Annotated in this window: 14 protein-coding genes and 3 pseudogenes; 15 read left to right on the top strand and 2 right to left on the bottom strand. The window is 62.4% G+C overall.

Going from position 1 to position 16,790, the window contains the following annotated elements:
* Positions 1–186: 186 nt before the first annotated feature.
* Positions 187–879, bottom strand: coding sequence for a FadR/GntR family transcriptional regulator (locus C2L66_RS13700; RefSeq protein ID WP_036002602.1), 693 nt, complete (start codon positions 877–879; stop codon positions 187–189).
* A 239-nt stretch (positions 880–1,118) separates the two neighbouring features.
* On the opposite strand from C2L66_RS13700, the gene C2L66_RS13695 reads away from it, so the two are divergent.
* The 3 genes from C2L66_RS13695 to C2L66_RS13685 all read left to right on the top strand — a co-directional run bounded on the left by C2L66_RS13695 (position 1,119) and on the right by C2L66_RS13685 (position 4,100).
* Positions 1,119–2,447: a C4-dicarboxylate transporter DctA gene (locus C2L66_RS13695; RefSeq protein WP_060599674.1), complete on the top strand. Its 1,329-nt coding sequence runs from the start codon at positions 1,119–1,121 to the stop codon at positions 2,445–2,447.
* 91 nt (positions 2,448–2,538) lie between these two features.
* Positions 2,539–3,549 carry an allantoicase gene (alc, locus tag C2L66_RS13690; RefSeq protein WP_060599675.1) on the top strand — a complete coding sequence of 337 codons (1,011 nt, stop codon included), beginning with the start codon at positions 2,539–2,541 and terminating at the stop codon, positions 3,547–3,549.
* Positions 3,550–3,587: 38 nt separating this feature from the next.
* A complete protein-coding gene (locus tag C2L66_RS13685) occupies positions 3,588–4,100 on the top strand; it encodes an ureidoglycolate lyase (protein ID WP_060599676.1) in 513 nt (170 codons plus the stop codon).
* A gap of 117 nt (positions 4,101–4,217) precedes the next feature.
* Here the strand turns inward: C2L66_RS13685 and fur are convergent, their stop codons facing one another.
* Positions 4,218–4,646 carry a ferric iron uptake transcriptional regulator gene (gene fur / locus C2L66_RS13680; protein WP_054928985.1) on the bottom strand — a complete coding sequence of 143 codons (429 nt, stop codon included), beginning with the start codon at positions 4,644–4,646 and terminating at the stop codon, positions 4,218–4,220.
* Between the two features lie 111 nt (positions 4,647–4,757).
* On the opposite strand from fur, the gene C2L66_RS13675 reads away from it, so the two are divergent.
* The 12 genes and pseudogenes from C2L66_RS13675 to C2L66_RS42505 all read left to right on the top strand — a co-directional run.
* Positions 4,758–5,666: an outer membrane protein assembly factor BamE gene (locus C2L66_RS13675; protein ID WP_054928984.1), complete on the top strand. Its 909-nt coding sequence runs from the start codon at positions 4,758–4,760 to the stop codon at positions 5,664–5,666.
* Between the two features lie 157 nt (positions 5,667–5,823).
* A complete protein-coding gene (dapB, locus tag C2L66_RS13670; protein WP_060599677.1) occupies positions 5,824–6,621 on the top strand; it encodes a 4-hydroxy-tetrahydrodipicolinate reductase in 798 nt (265 codons plus the stop codon).
* A gap of 62 nt (positions 6,622–6,683) precedes the next feature.
* On the top strand, positions 6,684–7,430 hold the full coding sequence (locus C2L66_RS13665) for a MotA/TolQ/ExbB proton channel family protein (protein WP_060599678.1): 747 nt from the start codon (positions 6,684–6,686) through the stop codon (positions 7,428–7,430).
* Between the two features lie 69 nt (positions 7,431–7,499).
* Positions 7,500–7,970 carry an ExbD/TolR family protein gene (locus C2L66_RS13660; protein ID WP_060599679.1) on the top strand — a complete coding sequence of 157 codons (471 nt, stop codon included), beginning with the start codon at positions 7,500–7,502 and terminating at the stop codon, positions 7,968–7,970.
* Between the two features lie 231 nt (positions 7,971–8,201).
* Positions 8,202–10,796, top strand: a complete 2,595-nt coding sequence (leuS, locus tag C2L66_RS13655) for a leucine--tRNA ligase (protein WP_054928990.1) — start codon at positions 8,202–8,204, stop codon at positions 10,794–10,796.
* 42 nt (positions 10,797–10,838) lie between these two features.
* Positions 10,839–11,390, top strand: a complete 552-nt coding sequence (locus C2L66_RS13650; RefSeq protein WP_054928980.1) for an LPS-assembly lipoprotein LptE — start codon at positions 10,839–10,841, stop codon at positions 11,388–11,390.
* Positions 11,391–11,432: 42 nt separating this feature from the next.
* Positions 11,433–12,557, top strand: coding sequence for a DNA polymerase III subunit delta (gene holA, locus C2L66_RS13645; protein WP_060599680.1), 1,125 nt, complete (start codon positions 11,433–11,435; stop codon positions 12,555–12,557).
* Between the two features lie 241 nt (positions 12,558–12,798).
* Entirely contained in the window at positions 12,799–14,070 is a 1,272-nt protein-coding gene (locus C2L66_RS13640) for a glutamate-5-semialdehyde dehydrogenase (protein ID WP_060599681.1), read from the top strand.
* Between the two features lie 30 nt (positions 14,071–14,100).
* Complete coding sequence (locus tag C2L66_RS13635; RefSeq protein WP_098021509.1) at positions 14,101–14,523, top strand: CopD family protein; 423 nt, start codon at positions 14,101–14,103, stop codon at positions 14,521–14,523.
* A gap of 433 nt (positions 14,524–14,956) precedes the next feature.
* Positions 14,957–15,107: pseudogene (locus tag C2L66_RS41640) on the top strand (gamma-glutamyl-phosphate reductase); the annotation flags it as partial.
* Between the two features lie 8 nt (positions 15,108–15,115).
* A pseudogene (locus tag C2L66_RS13625) lies at positions 15,116–15,530 on the top strand (CopD family protein).
* A gap of 904 nt (positions 15,531–16,434) precedes the next feature.
* A pseudogene (locus C2L66_RS42505) lies at positions 16,435–16,746 on the top strand (ESPR domain-containing protein); the annotation flags it as partial.
* Positions 16,747–16,790: the final 44 nt, after the last annotated feature.

Raw genomic sequence — 16,790 nt, 5'->3', positions numbered from 1 at the left:
CTACTTTTCTTTGCGGCGGCAAAGAAAAGTAGGTGCCGCCCCGCACAGGGGCGACGCGTGAAGCGAGATAACGAATCGCGGATGCCAGCGAAAGCAAAGGCAAAACGCGGATGCCACCGCAAAGACCCAAAAAACCAAACCGCCCGCACCGCGACCAACCCCAACCCCAACCCCAAAACCAAAAACTCAAACCTGCGGCGTAGGAAAATAAACCCCCGCTCGTTGCGCCGCATTCGCAATATGCTTCTCGATAGCGAGCCCAGCCGCATGCGGATCACGCGCCTTCAGCGCGTCCAGAATCGCGCGATGCTCATGATAAGTAGACAGCACAAGCTCACGCCGATAGAACGGCATACGCTGACTTTCCTTCATGATGTCGGCACTACTCCGCAAGATCGACTCGATAGCGGCATTGCCCGCAATATTGACGATCCGCATATGAAAATCGAAGTCCAACTGCGCGGCGTCATCAAGCTCGCCATTGGTCAGCGCCGTGTGCAGCGAAGCAATATTGTCCTCAAACCATTCGACATCGTCATCGCCGATAGCCAGCGCTGCCATGCGCGCGACAAAACCCTCCAGCGCGAACCGCATCTGATAAGTATCCGGCAACGATGATTGATCCGCGAAACGCCACGGATGCGCCGACGAAGCCTTCGTCGACTGTACATACACACCTTTGCCCGGACGGATAGTCAACAGCCCGAGCGCTTCGAGCGTCGATAACGCCTCGCGCAGCGACGCACGGCTGATGTCCATTTCTTCCGACAATTGCCGCTGCGCCGGCAGCAAACTGCCGACAGGATAAACGCCACCCTCGATCCTCTCGCGAATCGTCGAGATGGCGGAGTCGGTAACAGTATGCGGCACGTTTTTCATGATGTCGGCGGCGGCTCGGTGCGGTCTGACCAGCATTGTAGAACGGCTTTCGGCATTGCGCGCAAACCTTCACCTACACGCAAGTTCCGGGCGAGAAGGCCGGTCAGACCAGACCGGGTAAACACCCTCCCAACAATCCTTGACCTCACTATATCGGCTTCCTACTATTCGCCATAACAGTACTGGTCGGACCAGTATGAACAGATGTTCAAGACCCAACTCGTGACCGGGAGAAAGCCGTGTTGAAGTTTTTCAATTCGCTGTTTGGCCGGGTGGTGATCGCTCTCGTGGCGGGCATCGTGATCGGAGCGCTATTTCCGCATTTCGCGCAGTCGCTGCGTCCATTGGGCGACGGCTTTCTGAAGCTGATCAAGATGGTGATCGGGCCGATCGTGTTCTGCGTGGTCGTCAGCGGCATGGCGCACGCAGGCGATCTGAAGAAAGTGGGGCGCGTCGGCCTGAAGGCCGTCGTCTATTTCGAAATCATGACGACGATCGCGCTCGTGATCGGCGCGGTGCTCGCGTATGTGACGCGGCCCGGCGTCGGCATGAATATCGATCTGCATACGCTCGACGCCGGCTCGCTCGCCAGCTACACCGAGCACGCGAAGAGCCTGAAAGACACGGCAGGCTTCCTGCTGAAGATCATCCCCGACACCGCGATCGACGCGTTCGCGAAGGGCGACATCCTGCAGATTCTCGTGTTCTCCGTGCTGGTTGGCTCCGCGCTGTCGCTGCTCGGGCCGCGCGCGCAACGCGTCAACGATCTGATCGACGAACTCGCACAGGTGTTCTTCCGCGTGATGAGCTTCATCATCAAGCTCGCGCCGCTCGGCGTGCTGGGCGCGATCGCGTTCACGACGGGCACGTATGGCGTCGAATCGCTGAAGCAGCTCGGCATGCTCGTCGTCGTGTTCTACGCGAGCTGCATCGTGTTCGTCGCAGTCGTGCTGGGTGTCGTGATGCGTCTGGCCGGCTTCAGCGTATTCAAGCTGATCCGCTATCTGCGCGAAGAACTGTCGATCGTGCTCGGCACCGCTTCGTCGGATGCCGTGCTGCCGCAGATCATGCGCAAGCTCGAATGGATGGGCGTGAAGGATTCGACCGTCGGTCTCGTGATTCCGACCGGCTACTCGTTCAACCTCGACGGCTTCTCGATCTATCTGACGCTCGCGGTGATCTTCATCGCACAGGCGACCAACACACCGCTGTCTATGCACGACCTGATCGTCGTCGTACTGGTGTCGCTGGTGACGTCGAAGGGCGCACACGGCATCCCCGGCTCGGCGATCGTGATTCTCGCCGCGACGCTCTCGGCGATTCCCGCGATTCCCGTGCTCGGCCTCGTGCTGATCCTGCCCGTCGACTGGTTTGTCGGCATCGCCCGCGCGCTGACGAACCTGATCGGCAACTGCGTCGCGACCGTCGTCGTCGCCGTGTGGGAAAACGATATCGACAAGGCGCGCGCCCGCCGGGTGCTGAACCTCGACAGCGACTACCGCTTCGTCCCCGCCACTACCGATCGCGACGACAACGCGAGCCACGCGAACCCGGCGCACGCCGTCTGACCACGCTTTCCGCCATCTGACCGACCACTCATGGCAAACGCGGCGGACTCACGGTCCGCCGCCTCTCCTCTCACTCGACACTGAACCGATCATGGCCAATCCGATTCTCGATCCGAACGCACCCGCTTTCACGCGCCGCTACATGAATCTCGCCGACCCGCGCCTGGGCGCGAAGGCGCTGTTTGCCAGCGACGAATTCTTCGCCCCGAAAGAGCGGATGCTCGACCCGCAGCCCGCCGTGTTCATCCCCGGCAAGTACGACGATCACGGCAAATGGATGGACGGCTGGGAAACGCGCCGCAAGCGCACGACGGGCCACGACTACTGCGTGGTGCGGCTCGCGCGGCCGGGCATTGTGCATGGCGTCGATCTCGATACGAGCCACTTCACGGGCAATTTCCCGCCTGCGGCCTCGATCGAAGCCTGCTATTCGACCGACGACGTTCCCGCCGACAACGCCGACTGGCAAACCGTCGTCCCCGCGACCACGCTGCAAGGCAATCAGCATCACTACGTCGCAGTGAGCGATACGCGCGCGTTCACGCATCTGCGCGTGAATCTGTATCCGGACGGCGGGCTTGCGCGCCTGCGCGTCTATGGGCAACCGAAGCGCGACTGGGAGCGCGTCGAGCGCGGCAGCCTGCTCGATCTTGCCGCTGTCGAAAACGGCGCGTATCTGGTCGCCGCAAACAACCAGCATTTCGGGCCGGCCTCGCAGATGCTGATGCCGGGGCGCGGCGTGAACATGGGCGATGGCTGGGAAACGCGTCGCCGCCGCGAGCCGGGCAACGACTGGGCGATCGTCGCGCTCGCGCGGCCGGGCGTGATCCGCAAGGTCGAAGTGGACACGGCGCACTTCAAGGGCAATTTCCCCGATCGTTGCTCGCTGCAGGCGGCGTCCGTAACGGGCGGCACTGACGATTCGCTCGTCACGCAAGCGATGTTCTGGCCGGTTCTGTTGCCCGAACAGAAGCTGCAGATGGACAACGTGCATACGTTCAGCGCCGAACTCGCCGCGCTCGGGCCGGTGACGCACGTGCGGTTCAACATTTACCCGGACGGCGGCGTATCGCGCTTGCGCCTGTGGGGCGAACTCGAATAACCCGCGCTGAACGGCAGAGAAGATCGACGGAGACGGCCATGAACACACTGCGTATCGAGCGCCTGACACGAGATGCGTTCGCGCCATTCGGCGACGTGATCGAGCTGGACGGCGCGCGCCACTACCCGATCAACGAAGGCACCACCGAGCGTTATCACGACCTCGCGAAAGTCGACGTGAACACGCACGGCGGCCGTCCGCTGATCAATGTGTTTCGTGCGCAGCCGCGCGCATGGCCGATCGAAATCGCGATGATGGAGCGGCATCCGCTCGGCAGCCAGGCGTTCGTGCCGCTGTCGGACGCGCCTTATCTGATCGTCGTCGCCCCGGCCGGCGATCTCGATCCAGCGAAGCTAAGAGCGTTCTCGACGCGTGGCTGGCAGGGCGTCAATTACGCGAGAGGCGTCTGGCATCATCCGCTGCTCGCGTTGGAGCGCGTGAGCGATTTTCTGGTCGTCGATCGTGGCGGCGACGGGCCGAATTGCGACGAAGCGGCGCTGCCGCAAACGTGGTGTCTGGAGCGCGAATCGTTCGAAATAGCGGACGTTTGAGGGTTGGGTAAGCAGAGGAAAGCAAAAGGCCCGGTCGAAGAATTCGACCGGGCCTTTCTGCGTCTTACTGGCAAATCCTGCCCGGGCCGCGCCCCGCGAACTGCCCGGAAACCCGCGTCAGTGCTTGCGATGCGGGCATTTGTCCTTGGTGCACACGCCATACAGTGCGAGCGCGTGTTCCTGCAGCTTGAAGCCGCGTTCTTTCGCGATTGCCTGCTGGCGGTTTTCGATTTCAGGGTCGAAAAACTCTTCAACCAACCCGCAATCGATACACACCAGATGGTCGTGGTGCGTTCCTTCGTTCAGCTCAAATACCGCTTTACCCGACTCGAAGTTGCTGCGTGACAGCAGGCCTGCCTGCTCGAACTGCGTGAGCACGCGGTACACCGTGGCGAGCCCGATATCCAGCTCTTCATGCAGGAGGCTGCGATAGACATCTTCGGCGGTCAGATGGCGTACCGGGCTGTGCTGAAAGATTTCCAGAATCTTGAGGCGCGGTAGGGTCGCCTTGAGTCCGATATTCTTCAGATCGGTTGGATTGGTCATGGCAAGGGATCCCTAGAGTACAATGCAGGGTTCTAATGGTAATGTGAATTGCTGTTCAGGTCATCTTACACGGAAACACGCGCGGCTCGCGTAGCCCGCACGGTGAGGGAAATGATTCCAAAAGCTCTATTGATCAACCGGGGGAGCCGCGTACGGCGTACCTTGATCGTCGCGGCGGCGGTGGCGGTTCTTGCTGGATGTTCCACGTATGACAGCCTGACTCAGCGTGTTGCCCAAAGCATCACGCCGTACCGCATTACCGTGGTTCAAGGTAACTTCGTATCGAAGGAAGCGGCTGCGCAAATGCAGGTTGGCATGTCGCGCGCCCAGGTCCGGCAGGTACTCGGCACGCCGCTTCTTTCCGACATGTTCCACGCGGACCGCTGGGACTACGTCTTCTATTTCAAGCGCGGCTCGACGGCAGTCGTCCAGCAGCGCGATTTCATCGTGATGTTCACGGGTGATCGCGTCGCGAGCTGGTCGGGCGGCGAAGATCTGCCGTCCAACCTCGAACTGCTCGCCGAAATCGACGGCGATCGCACGGGCAAGAAGGTGAAGGCTGCGCCTGTCGTCGCGAGCGCGACGGCCGAGGCGAGCGGTGCGGCTGCAGCGGCCGCGCCTGCGCCCGTTGCGGTGCCCGATACCGTGCGCTCGGCCACCTCCGACGCAGCGCAAGCCGGCAGTCTGCCAGCCGTCGACGCGAACGCGCAGGCCGCTCAGGCAGCGAACCGTCTGACCAACGCGGTGCAATCGCCCGCGCCGGGCACGACGCCTTCGGTGCGCGCGAACACGCCGCCGTCTAACGGTGGCGTGCCACAGAATTCAACGGAGCCGGGTCAGCCGCAGTTCCGCTTCACGCGTCCGCCGCCTCCGCAGATGCAAGGCGTGCCGAGCGACAACCCTGTTGGCCCGACCGGCCCGACTGGCCCGGAAAGCAACAACGGCCAGTCGAAAGACGCACCCGCGAAGTCGTCGCAATCTTCCTCGCAATCGGCAACGGGCACGGGAACGGGCGGCTGATTCCGTTGTCCGTAACATGACGGGCGGCGTGTCCGTCCGTCATGCGTCTTGCCGCGATGCCGCTTCGCTGTGAGACGCAGCCCGCTTCGTTTCTTTTGTCGCCTCTCGGCGCGCTGCCTGTCGGCGCGATGTTCAGGCGCTGTTAGCAGGACTACCCATGAAAATTGCCATCGCCGGCGCGTCGGGCCGCATGGGCCGGATGCTCATCGAAACCGTCCTCAACGATCCTGACGTCACGCTGTCGGGCGCGCTCGACCGCACAGGCGCGCCGCAACTGGGCCAGGACGCCGGCGCGTTTCTCGGCAAGCAGACGGGTGTGCTGATGTCGGACGATATCGACGCCGTGCTCGCGCAATCCGACTATCTGATCGACTTCACGCGCCCCGAGGGCACGCTCGCGCACATCGACGCCGCGCTGCGCACGAACACGAAACTCGTGATCGGCACGACGGGTTTCGACGACGCGCAAAAAGCGCAGATTCGCGCCGCGTCGGAAAAGATCGGCATCGTGTTCGCATCGAACTTCAGCGTTGGCGTGAACGTGACAATGAAGCTGCTCGAATTCGCTGCGCCTCATTTCTCGCAGGGCTACGACATCGAAATCATCGAGGCGCATCATCGTCACAAGGTCGACGCGCCGTCCGGCACGGCGCTGACGATGGGCGAAGTGATCGCCGGCGCGCTCGGCCGCAAGCTCGAAGACTGCGCGGTCTACGCACGCGAAGGCGTGACGGGCGAACGCGATCCGTCCACCATCGGTTTCTCGGCGATTCGCGGCGGTGATATCGTCGGCGACCATACGGTGCTGTTCGCGGGCATCGGCGAGCGCATCGAAATCACGCACAAGTCGGCGAGCCGCCTGTCGTACGCGCAAGGCGCGGTGCGCGCGGTGCGTTTCCTCGAAGGCCACCCGAGCGGCCTGTTCGACATGCAGGACGTGCTCGGCTTGCGCTAGACACCGCGTGAGCGTGTTCTCATCCGCCAAGGCGCCGTAGCCGAGGCGACCAAAGAGTTCCGATGGCAGACACCGGCATCATCCATTACCTGCAAACCAGCGACGCCATCACGCATGGCGTCGCGTACGTGTTGCTGGCGATGTCGATTGCGAGCTGGTGTTTCCTGATCGTCAAAAGCTGGATTCTCAGCCGCGCGAAGCGGCAAGGGCCGCGCGCCATTGCGCGGTTCTGGCAGGCGCCCACGCTGTCCGACGGCGTCTCGGCACTGCGTCTCGCGGATCGCGAGCACATCTTTTCTCCGTTGGCGGAAGCGGCGCTGCAGGCGTCGGAAGTCGAGACGCCGGGCGTGCTGCTCGCGCGCGTCGAGCGCAGCGAACGCGTGCTGCGCGCGCTGCGTCAGGCGCTGCACCGCTCGCAGCGGCGGCTCGAGTTCGGGCAGGTGCTGCTGGCGTCGGTGGGCAGCACGGCGCCGTTCGTCGGCTTGCTGGGCACCGTGTGGGGCATTTATCACGCGCTCGGCAGCATCGCGCAAAGCGGGCAGGCGATGATCGAGAACGTCGCAGGTCCAGTCGGCGAGGCGCTCATCATGACGGCGTTCGGCCTCGTCGTCGCGATTCCCGCCGTGCTTGCCTACAACGTGCTCGGGCGGATGGTGCGGCAGTTGTCGGAGGAACTCGACGGCTTCGCGCACGATCTGCACGCGTACGTCTGCGCGCCCACGGGCGACGCATCCGACAACGCGCGCGGCGGCGCGCACAGCGACACGCTGGGCCGCGGCGAGCGGGCGCCCGCGCGGACGCAGGCGTAGCGCGAAAGGCTCGGGCGCCGGGGCAACTCGCATCGGCACGTATCGAACAGGAAGAACGAGGCACGACACATGGCATTCGGCGGACTCGACAGGCACAAGACGTCCGCGCCGATGGCGGACATCAACATGACGCCGCTGATCGACGTGATGCTGGTGCTGCTCGTTATTTTCATCATCACGGCGCCGCTGTTCACGCACGCGATCCGGCTCGATCTGCCGCGCGTCGCGGCCGCCGAGGCGCGCGAGACGCCGCAGACCATCACGCTGTCGATCGACGCCGCAGGCAAGCTCTACTGGAACGACAAGCCCATCACGCTCGACCAGATGCGCGCGCAGTTCAACGACGCGGGCAAGCAGAAGGAACAGCCGGAAATTCACCTTCGCGCCGAGCGCTCGACGCGCTACGAAGTGATCGCGCAGGTGATGGGCGCGGCGCAGCAGGCGGGTCTGGAGCGGATCGGTTTCGTGACCGAGCCGCCGGCGGGCGACACCAAAGCCGGCCAGCCGACGCCTCCCGCCGCCGCACCGGCTGCGCAATAAGCGGAAGCCAGTCGCGCCGGCAAGCCGCCCGCTTTCACCCCGCATCACGCCGAATCGGCGCGCAAAACGCATCGCCTACGCTCAATCGCGCGCGGCGTGAACCCGGCCGAACGGTATAATCAGCCCTTTCCCCTTGACGAGAGGGGAATCGACAAGACATTCATCACGCAGAGCACCGTGCCGGTGCCGAAGCACCCGAACAGCGGCACCGAACAGCGATCCCATCACACCATGCACGAAAAATACGTTCCCTCCGACGTCGAATCCGCCGCGCAAGGACAATGGCGCGCCACCGACGCGTACAAAACGACGGAAAAGGCCGACAAGCCGAAGTTCTATTGCGTTTCGATGCTGCCGTATCCGTCGGGCAAGCTGCACATGGGGCACGTACGCAACTACACGATCAACGACGTGATGTACCGCTATCTGCGGATGAACGGCTACAACACGCTGATGCCGATGGGCTGGGACGCGTTCGGCATGCCTGCCGAAAACGCGGCGATGGCCAACAACGTGCCGCCCGCAAAGTGGACGTACGACAACATCGCGTACATGAAGAAGCAGATGCAGTCTATGGGTCTCGCCATCGACTGGTCGCGCGAAGTCGCCACCTGCAGCCCGGACTACTACAAGTGGAACCAGTGGATCTTCCTGAAGATGCTGGAAAAGGGCATCGCGTACAAGAAGACGGGCACGGTGAACTGGGACCCCGTCGATCAGACCGTGCTCGCAAACGAGCAGGTGATCGACGGCCGCGGCTGGCGCTCGGGCGCGCTCGTCGAGAAGCGCGAAATCCCCATGTACTACATGCGCATCACGCAATACGCGGATGAACTGCTGAACGATCTCGAAGGGCTCGGCTGGCCCGAGCGCGTGAAGATCATGCAGCAGAACTGGATCGGCAAGAGCTTCGGCGTGAATTTCGGCTTCCCGTACGAACTGGACGGCGAAAAGAAGCTGCTGCGCGTGTTCACGACGCGCGCCGACACGATCATGGGCGTCACCTTCTGCGCGGTCGCCGCGGAGCATCCGCTGGCAACGCGCCTCGCGCAGGGCCGGCCGGAACTGCAGGCGTTCATCGACGAATGCAAGCACGGCGGCGTCGCCGAAGCCGACATGGCGACGATGGAAAAGAAAGGCATGGCCACGGGCTTTTTCGTCACGCATCCGCTGACGCAGGAAAAGATCGAGGTGTGGATCGGCAACTACGTGCTGATGAGCTACGGCGAAGGCGCCGTGATGGGCGTGCCCGCGCACGACGAGCGCGACTTCGCGTTCGTGAAGAAGTACGGCATTCCCGTCAAGCAGGTGGTCGCGGTCGAAGGCCAGACGTTCTCGACGGATGCGTGGCAGGAATGGTACGGCGACAAGGAAAACGGCGTTCTGGTCAACAGCGGCAAATACGACGGGCTCAAGTACGCGGAAGCCGTCGACGCAATCGCGGCTGATCTGAAGGCGCTCGGCCTCGGCGACAAGCAGGTCACGTGGCGTCTGCGCGACTGGGGCATCTCGCGCCAGCGCTACTGGGGCACGCCGATCCCGATCATCCACTGCCCGTCGTGCGGCGACGTGCCCGTGCCCGAGAAGGATCTGCCCGTCGTGCTGCCGGAAGACCTCGTGCCGGACGGCACGGGCAACCCGCTCGCGAAGTCGGAAGCGTTCCTGAACTGCACGTGCCCGACCTGCGGCGCGGCTGCGAAGCGCGAAACCGACACGATGGATACCTTCGTCGATTCGTCCTGGTACTTCTATCGCTACGCGGCGCCGGATGCGAAGACGATGGTGGACGAGCGCACCGATTACTGGATGCCGATGGACCAGTACATCGGCGGCATCGAGCACGCCATTCTTCACCTGCTGTACTCGCGTTTCTGGGCGAAGGTCTGCCGCGACCTGGGCATCGTCAAGTTCGGCGAGCCGGCGAAGAACCTGCTCACGCAGGGCATGGTGCTCAACGAAACCTACTACCGCGAAAACGAAGCGGGCAAGAAGACCTGGTACAACCCGGCCGACGTCACCGTCACGCACGACGACAAGGGCCGCCCGGTCGGCGCGACGCTCAACGCCGATGGCCAGCCCGTCGTGCTGGGCGGCGTCGAGAAGATGTCGAAGTCGAAGAACAACGGCGTCGATCCGCAGGTGCTGATCGACCAGTACGGCGCGGATACCGCGCGTCTGTTCACGATGTTCGCGGCTCCCCCGGAGCAGCAGCTCGAATGGTCGGGTGCGGGTGTGGAGGGCGCGAGCCGCTTCCTGCGTCGCGTGTGGGCGTTCGGCCAGGCGAATGAAGCGGCGCTGTCGCAGCCCGGTGCATTCGACGCCGCAAAGCTCACCGATACCGAGAAGACGCTGCGCCGCGAAATCTACAGCGTGCTGAAACAGGCGGACTTCGACTATCAGCGTCTGCAGTACAACACGGTCGTGTCGGCGGCGATGAAGATGCTCAACGCGGTCGAAGGTGCGAAGGGCGCGGGCGCTGCCGTGCTGCGCGAAACCTACGGCGTGCTGCTGCGCGTGCTGTACCCGGTCGTGCCGCACCTCACGTTCCAGTTGTGGCAAGAGCTCGGTTACGAAGCCGAGTTCGGCACGCTGCTCGACGCGCCGTGGCCGAAGGTCGACGAAAAGGCGCTGGAGCAAAGCGAGATCGAACTCGTGCTGCAGGTGAACGGCAAGGTGCGCGGCGCCGTGACGGTCGCGAAGGACGCGTCGCGCGAAGCGATCGAAGCCGTTGCGCTCGCGCACGAGATGTTCGCGAAGTTCAGCGAGGGCAAGCCGGCGAAGAAAGTGATCGTCGTGCCGGGCCGCCTCGTGAACGTCGTCGTCTGATGCGTGCATCGATTGCGCTTTAACTGCGAACCAGGAGCTCATGTGACTCGCAGATCGTTTTTGACTCTGGCGTGTAGCGCGGCGCTGCTGTCCGCGTGCGGCTTCCAGTTGCGCGGGCAGCAGGACTATGCGTTCAAGCGGCTCGCCATCACGGGCGCGTCGGCGCCCGTCTCCGCGCGTCTCACGCGCATGGTGCAGGGCGGCAGCGACACTGTCATCGTCAATTCGCCCGCCAACGCGGACGCCATCCTGTCGATTTCCGAAGGCCGCGGCAACAGCGTGTTGACGCTGAACTCGCTGGGCGTGGTCGAGGAATACGCGCTCGACTACTGGCTGAACTATACGGTGCGCGGCGCCGACGGCACGTTGCTGATTCCGCCGAGCGCGATCCATCTGAATCGCGCAATGACGTATAGCGACCAGTTCTCGCAAGCGAAGGCGTCGGAAGCCGACATTCTTTACGCAGACATGCAGAACGACGCCGTCGATCAGCTGATGCGCCGTCTTGCCGTCGTGCGCTCGCTGCATCCGGCGCCGGGCCAGGAAGTGCCGGGCGTCAATCCGCGCGCGCCGCTGCCGCCGCCGCCGCTTTGATCCGCAGCATCGACCTGCTTTCACTCTCGTTCATCCGTCGCCATGCAACTGCGTCTTGACGCGCTCGAAGCGCATCTCGCGAAAGGTCCCGCCGGTCTGTACGTCGTGTACGGCGACGAGCATCTGCTCGCGCAGGAAGCGTGCGACCGCATCCGCGCGACGGCGCGCGCGAACGGCTTTACCGACCGCACGGTGTTCACGGTGGAACGCGGCTTCGACTGGAGTTCGCTGCTCGGCGCGAGCCAGTCGATGTCGCTGTTCGGCGACCGCCAACTGGTCGAATTGCGCATTCCGACGGGCAAGCCCGGCAAGGAAGGCGCTGACGCGCTGAAGACGTTGGCCGCGTCGGCGAATCCCGATGTGCTGACGCTCATCACGTTGCCGCGCCTCGATGCGGCGACGCAGAAGGCCGCGTGGTTCACCGCGCTGGCCGATGCAGGCGTCGCGCTGAAGATCGATCCCGTCGAGCGCGCGCAACTGCCGGGTTGGGTCGGGCAGCGTCTTGCGCAGCAAGGGCAACGCGTTGCGGCTGGCGAAGAGGGCAAGCGCGCGCTGCAGTTCATTGCGGAACGCGTCGAAGGAAATCTGCTTGCTGCGCATCAGGAAATCCAGAAGCTCGGGCTGCTGTATCCGTCGGGTGCGCTGTCGTTCGAACAGGTTCATGACGCCGTGCTCAACGTCGCGCGCTACGACGTGTTCAAGCTCAACGAAGCGATGCTTGCGGGCGACGTCGGCCGTCTGTCGCGGATGATCGACGGCCTGAAGGGCGAAGGCGAAGCGGCCGTGCTCGTGTTGTGGGCCGTCGTCGAAGAAATTCGCACGCTGCTGCGCATCAAGCGCGGTGTCGAGGCGGGCAAGCCGCTGCCGATGCTGCTGCGCGAAAACCGCGTGTGGGGGCCGCGCGAGCGGCTCGTCGGGCCTGCGTTGTCGCGTGTCACCGAGGCTTCGCTGGAAAAAGCGCTGGCGCTGGCGGCAAAGCTCGATCGGCAGGTGAAAGGGTTGTCGGGCGGCACGCCGGGCAATCACCGCAATGATCCGCCGCCTGATCCGTGGGCCGGACTGTTCGAACTCGCGATGACCGTTGCCGGCGCATCGGCTTCTCCCGTGCGTGGCGCGCCGACGCGGCCAGCGCCAGCGCGACCGGCGCCAATGCGCCGACCGTCGTAGGCTGTCGCACGCCTGACGGATCTGATCGCTGTAGCGCCTGCCGTATTCAGTCAGACACAGCGAAGCCGCAGATCCATCATATAAGCCGCGCGGCAGCCCTTCCCCAGCCCGTGACACGGCGCCGCTCGCCCGAGCAGACAACGGTCACACGTCATACAATCGGCGGATCGTTCCGCTTACAGAAATTGTTAGCCGCGCTTCAGAGGAAACTGAGGCGGAGACCGGCACAACGGGAATCATCATGGATATCGACCAATACATGACCGACCTCGGCCGCCGCGCGCGTCACGCATCGCGTGCGATGGCGCGGGCGTCGACGGCGGCGAAGAACGCCGCGCTCGAAGCCGTCGCGGTTGCGATCGAACGCGAAACGGATGCGCTGAAGGCAGCCAACGCACGCGATCTGGCGCGCGCCCGCGACAAAGGTCACGATGCCGCGTTCATCGATCGCCTGACGCTGTCGGACAAGGCGCTGAAGACGATGGTCGAGGGCTTGCGGCAGGTGGCCACGCTGCCCGATCCGATCGGCGAGATCAGCGGCCTGAAGTATCGGCCGAGCGGCATTCAGGTTGGTCAGATGCGCGTGCCGTTGGGCGTGATCGGCATCATCTACGAGTCGCGGCCGAATGTGACCATTGATGCGGCGGCGCTGTGTCTCAAGTCCGGCAACGCGACCATTCTGCGCGGCGGCTCGGAAGCGCTCGAATGCAACACGGCGCTGGCGAAGCTGATCGGCGAAGGGCTCGAAAAAGCGGGCTTGCCGCAGGACGCGGTGCAGGTCGTCGCGACGTCCGATCGCGCGGCAGTCGGCAAACTCATCACGATGACCCAATACGTCGACGTGATCGTGCCGCGCGGCGGCAAGAGCCTGATCGCGCGCCTGATGGAAGAAGCGCGCGTGCCGATGATCAAGCACCTCGATGGCATTTGTCACGTGTATGTCGACGATCGCGCGGACATCGCGAAGGCACTGACCGTGTGCGACAACGCGAAGACGCATCGCTACGGCACGTGCAACACGATGGAAACGCTGCTGGTCGCGCGCGGCATCGCGGCGGAAGTGCTGCCGGCGCTCGGCAAGCTGTATCGCGGCAAGGACGTGGAACTGCGCGTCGATCCCGCGGCGCGCAAGGTGCTGGAAGCGGCGGGTGTCGCTCCGCTCGTCGATGCAACGGAAGAAGACTGGCGCACCGAATATCTCGCGCCCGTGCTGGCGATCAAGCTCGTGGATGGCGTCGACGAAGCGATCGAGCACATCAACGAATACGGCTCGCACCACACGGACGCGATCGTCACCGAAGACCACGACCGCGCGATGCGCTTCCTGCGCGAAGTGGATTCGGCGAGCGTGATGGTCAACGCATCGACGCGCTTTGCCGACGGTTTCGAGTTTGGTCTCGGCGCGGAGATCGGCATCTCGAACGACAAGTTGCATGCCCGCGGGCCGGTCGGGCTGGAAGGGTTGACGTCGATGAAGTACGTCGTGCTGGGGCACGGCGAAGGCCGTCAATAATTTCGAACACCGAAACAAATACAAGGATTGATGCCGATGTTGTGGATCAAGACGTTTCACATCGTTCTGGTGGCTTCATGGTTCGCGGGGCTTTTTTATCTGCCGCGAATCTACGTGAATCTCGCGATGGAGACCGATCCGAACGCGGTGAAGCGTCTGCTGATCATGGCGCGCAAACTGTTTCGCTTCATGACTTTCATTGCGGTGCCGGCGCTGGCGTGCGGGCTGTGGCTGTGGCTTTACGTCGGCATTGGCAGTGGACAGGGCTGGATTCACGCGAAGGTCGGCGTGGTGGTGCTGCTGATCATCTATCACGCATACTGCGGCGTGCTGCTGCGGACGTTCGAGCGCGGTGAGAACAGGCGCTCGCACAAGTGGTATCGGATGTTCAATGAACTTCCCGTGCTGGGGATGCTGGCGGCGGTGGCGCTCGTCGTGATCAAGCCTTTCTGACGCAAGCATTACGCCGTGCGTATTCATGCGAAGTCGAACCGTTGTCAGTTGTAGTTCATGCTGAACGTTGCCGCGCCCTTTACCGCACCGGGATCGAGCGTCTGGTCTGTCTGAATGTATCGAATCTGTAGCGGTATCGCTGTCAATCCTGAGAGCGTCCCTACCGACGTCTGATTGGTTTGCGCTGTACTGCTGTTTGTGAATACATAGTTGGCTGGCCCAAACGGCGATTGCATTCAGACGTACTATCCGCGGAACTCAACCGACGTACGCGAGCCCTTAGTTTGACAAGGGCAACACCGTACGGCCTTTTCGGACCCCGTTGCCTTTATAAAACGGAGCCTTGAGCTTTTGCATGCAGTGAAAGCACAGGTGGTTCGCATCTGAGCGCGACATCAAAAGAGCGCTTCTGCCGCGAGGGCACGTCGACCGGTCCGCGGCGCTGTGCCTTAAATCCGGTAATGCGACGTTTTTGCGTGGCGGATCGGTCGGAAGCGCTCGAATGCAACTCGGCGCTGACCAGGCTGATTGGCGAACGGCTCGAAAAAACTGGCTTGCCGCAGGAAGCGGTGCAAGTGGTCGAGAAGGATTGATGCCGATGTTGCGAATGAAGACGTTTCACATCGTTCTGGTGGCTGCGTGGTTCGCGGGGCTTTTTTGTCTGGCGCGAATCTACGTGATCTCGCGATGGAGATCGTGCCGAACGCGGTGAAGCGTCTGCTGATCATGGCGCGCAAGCTGTTTCGCTTCATAACGGTCATTGCGGCGCTGACGTGCGGGTTGTGGCTGTGGCTTTACGTCGGCATTGGCAGTGGGCACGGCTGGATTCGCGCGAAGTCCGGCGTGGTCGCGCTGCTGGTCATTTACCACGCGTACTGCGGCGTGCTGCTGCGGACGGTTGAGCGCGGTGAGAAAGGCGCTCGCAAAAGTGGTTTCGGATGTTCAACGAACTCCTCGTGCTGGGGATGCTGACGGCTGTGGCGTTGGTGTTGCTGAAGCCGTTCTGAGATGGATTAAAGCAGTTGGGTAGTGCGGGCTTGATGCTTTTCAACGTAAGGGCGATTTGTCGACATCGACAAATCGCCCTTTTTCATTCGCGTCTCACCGTCCGCTTTTCCGCGAGAAAAGCGTCCTTTCGACTGTCGCCTGCGAGCGTGGGCCGACGCGATCCCCACGCGGGAGGGCAGTTGGCTCTGCACTGACGCAATGTGTCGACGGCGGATGTGCATAACAAAGAGGCGCAAACGCGCCTCGTCGCTTCAAGAGGGGCATGTTCGGGGGAGCCGCCGCATGCATGACTTGATAAGGCATTCAGTCTAAATCGAAGTGGTTCGTCAATTCTCTAACGTTTGAACGCGTTGCTTACCCATTTGAGTCCGCACGCTGCGTCGCTGGAAATCCCGCTGCGGTCGAAAATATCGCGTGCAATGCGGAGTGGATCGACCTTATTCCGATGATTGCGCGCATTTCCCCATATTCCGGAGTCGACGGCTTTAATCGAAGAATTGAAAGACTCTATTCAAGAAAATTAAAAAATAGGACAAGTCTTAATTAATCTGATTTTCCGCCTTCTTCAGCCGGCTATCCCGGCTCGATCTCGGAAGCAGTCTGCGGACGTGCCGCAGATACGTCTTTTACCGACCATTCATCTTGCAGACCGGGGTTTCTCTTGAGAGAGCCTGATTTAGTCTCGGGCATTTACCGTGTGGCTCGCGTCGTTTAGGAAGTGTCCTATTCAATGCCAATTTCGCGATCTCTATATTTTCGACATTGCTGCAACTTTTATTGAGATGGTCGGAGAAATTCAGCATTTGGCCTCCTCATTTTCGCTGCTCGCTGACGTCGAACTGACTTCATTAAAGCGATAGCGCAACGCTGAACAATGTCATTGCAATTTGAATAGGCGAGATTGTGAATAAGTCATACAAAACAGTATGGAATGAAAGCACCGGTACCTACGTCGCGGCACCGGAAGTCGCGAAGAGCCGTGGGAAAAAGAGTCGTTCGACGAAAGCGCTCGCGGCAGCCATCGTTGCCGCTGGAACGGGCGCCGTCACATCAATGAGTGCGCACGCGGGAGCGCTTGATGGAGGTACGGTTGTAGGGGCTTCCCAAAGTGTCGCAATCGGCAATGGCTCATATGCGAGCAGTGGGACCGATGGCAGTGGTGGGTACCTTGGTAGTAACACCGCGTCCGTCGCAATCGGATACCTCGCTACCGCGTCGAATCAACGTTCTACAGCGGTCGGCACCCTGGCACAGGCGAC

The sequence above is a fragment of the Paraburkholderia caribensis genome (genome assembly GCF_002902945.1).
Taxonomy (GTDB): domain Bacteria; phylum Pseudomonadota; class Gammaproteobacteria; order Burkholderiales; family Burkholderiaceae; genus Paraburkholderia; species Paraburkholderia caribensis.
Note: the sequence above shows the minus strand (reverse complement) of the source record. Positions and strands in the feature narration are given on the sequence as shown.

Coding starts and splice junctions, on each gene's coding strand:
- C2L66_RS13700 (WP_036002602.1), bottom strand. CDS start 879: ATGAAAAACGTGCCGCATACTGTTACCGACTCCGCCATCTCGACGATT.
- alc (WP_060599675.1), top strand. CDS start 2,539: ATGGCCAATCCGATTCTCGATCCGAACGCACCCGCTTTCACGCGCCGC.
- C2L66_RS13685 (WP_060599676.1), top strand. CDS start 3,588: ATGAACACACTGCGTATCGAGCGCCTGACACGAGATGCGTTCGCGCCA.
- fur (WP_054928985.1), bottom strand. CDS start 4,646: ATGACCAATCCAACCGATCTGAAGAATATCGGACTCAAGGCGACCCTA.
- C2L66_RS13675 (WP_054928984.1), top strand. CDS start 4,758: ATGATTCCAAAAGCTCTATTGATCAACCGGGGGAGCCGCGTACGGCGT.
- dapB (WP_060599677.1), top strand. CDS start 5,824: ATGAAAATTGCCATCGCCGGCGCGTCGGGCCGCATGGGCCGGATGCTC.
- C2L66_RS13665 (WP_060599678.1), top strand. CDS start 6,684: ATGGCAGACACCGGCATCATCCATTACCTGCAAACCAGCGACGCCATC.
- C2L66_RS13660 (WP_060599679.1), top strand. CDS start 7,500: ATGGCATTCGGCGGACTCGACAGGCACAAGACGTCCGCGCCGATGGCG.
- leuS (WP_054928990.1), top strand. CDS start 8,202: ATGCACGAAAAATACGTTCCCTCCGACGTCGAATCCGCCGCGCAAGGA.
- holA (WP_060599680.1), top strand. CDS start 11,433: ATGCAACTGCGTCTTGACGCGCTCGAAGCGCATCTCGCGAAAGGTCCC.
- C2L66_RS13640 (WP_060599681.1), top strand. CDS start 12,799: ATGGATATCGACCAATACATGACCGACCTCGGCCGCCGCGCGCGTCAC.
- C2L66_RS13635 (WP_098021509.1), top strand. CDS start 14,101: ATGCCGATGTTGTGGATCAAGACGTTTCACATCGTTCTGGTGGCTTCA.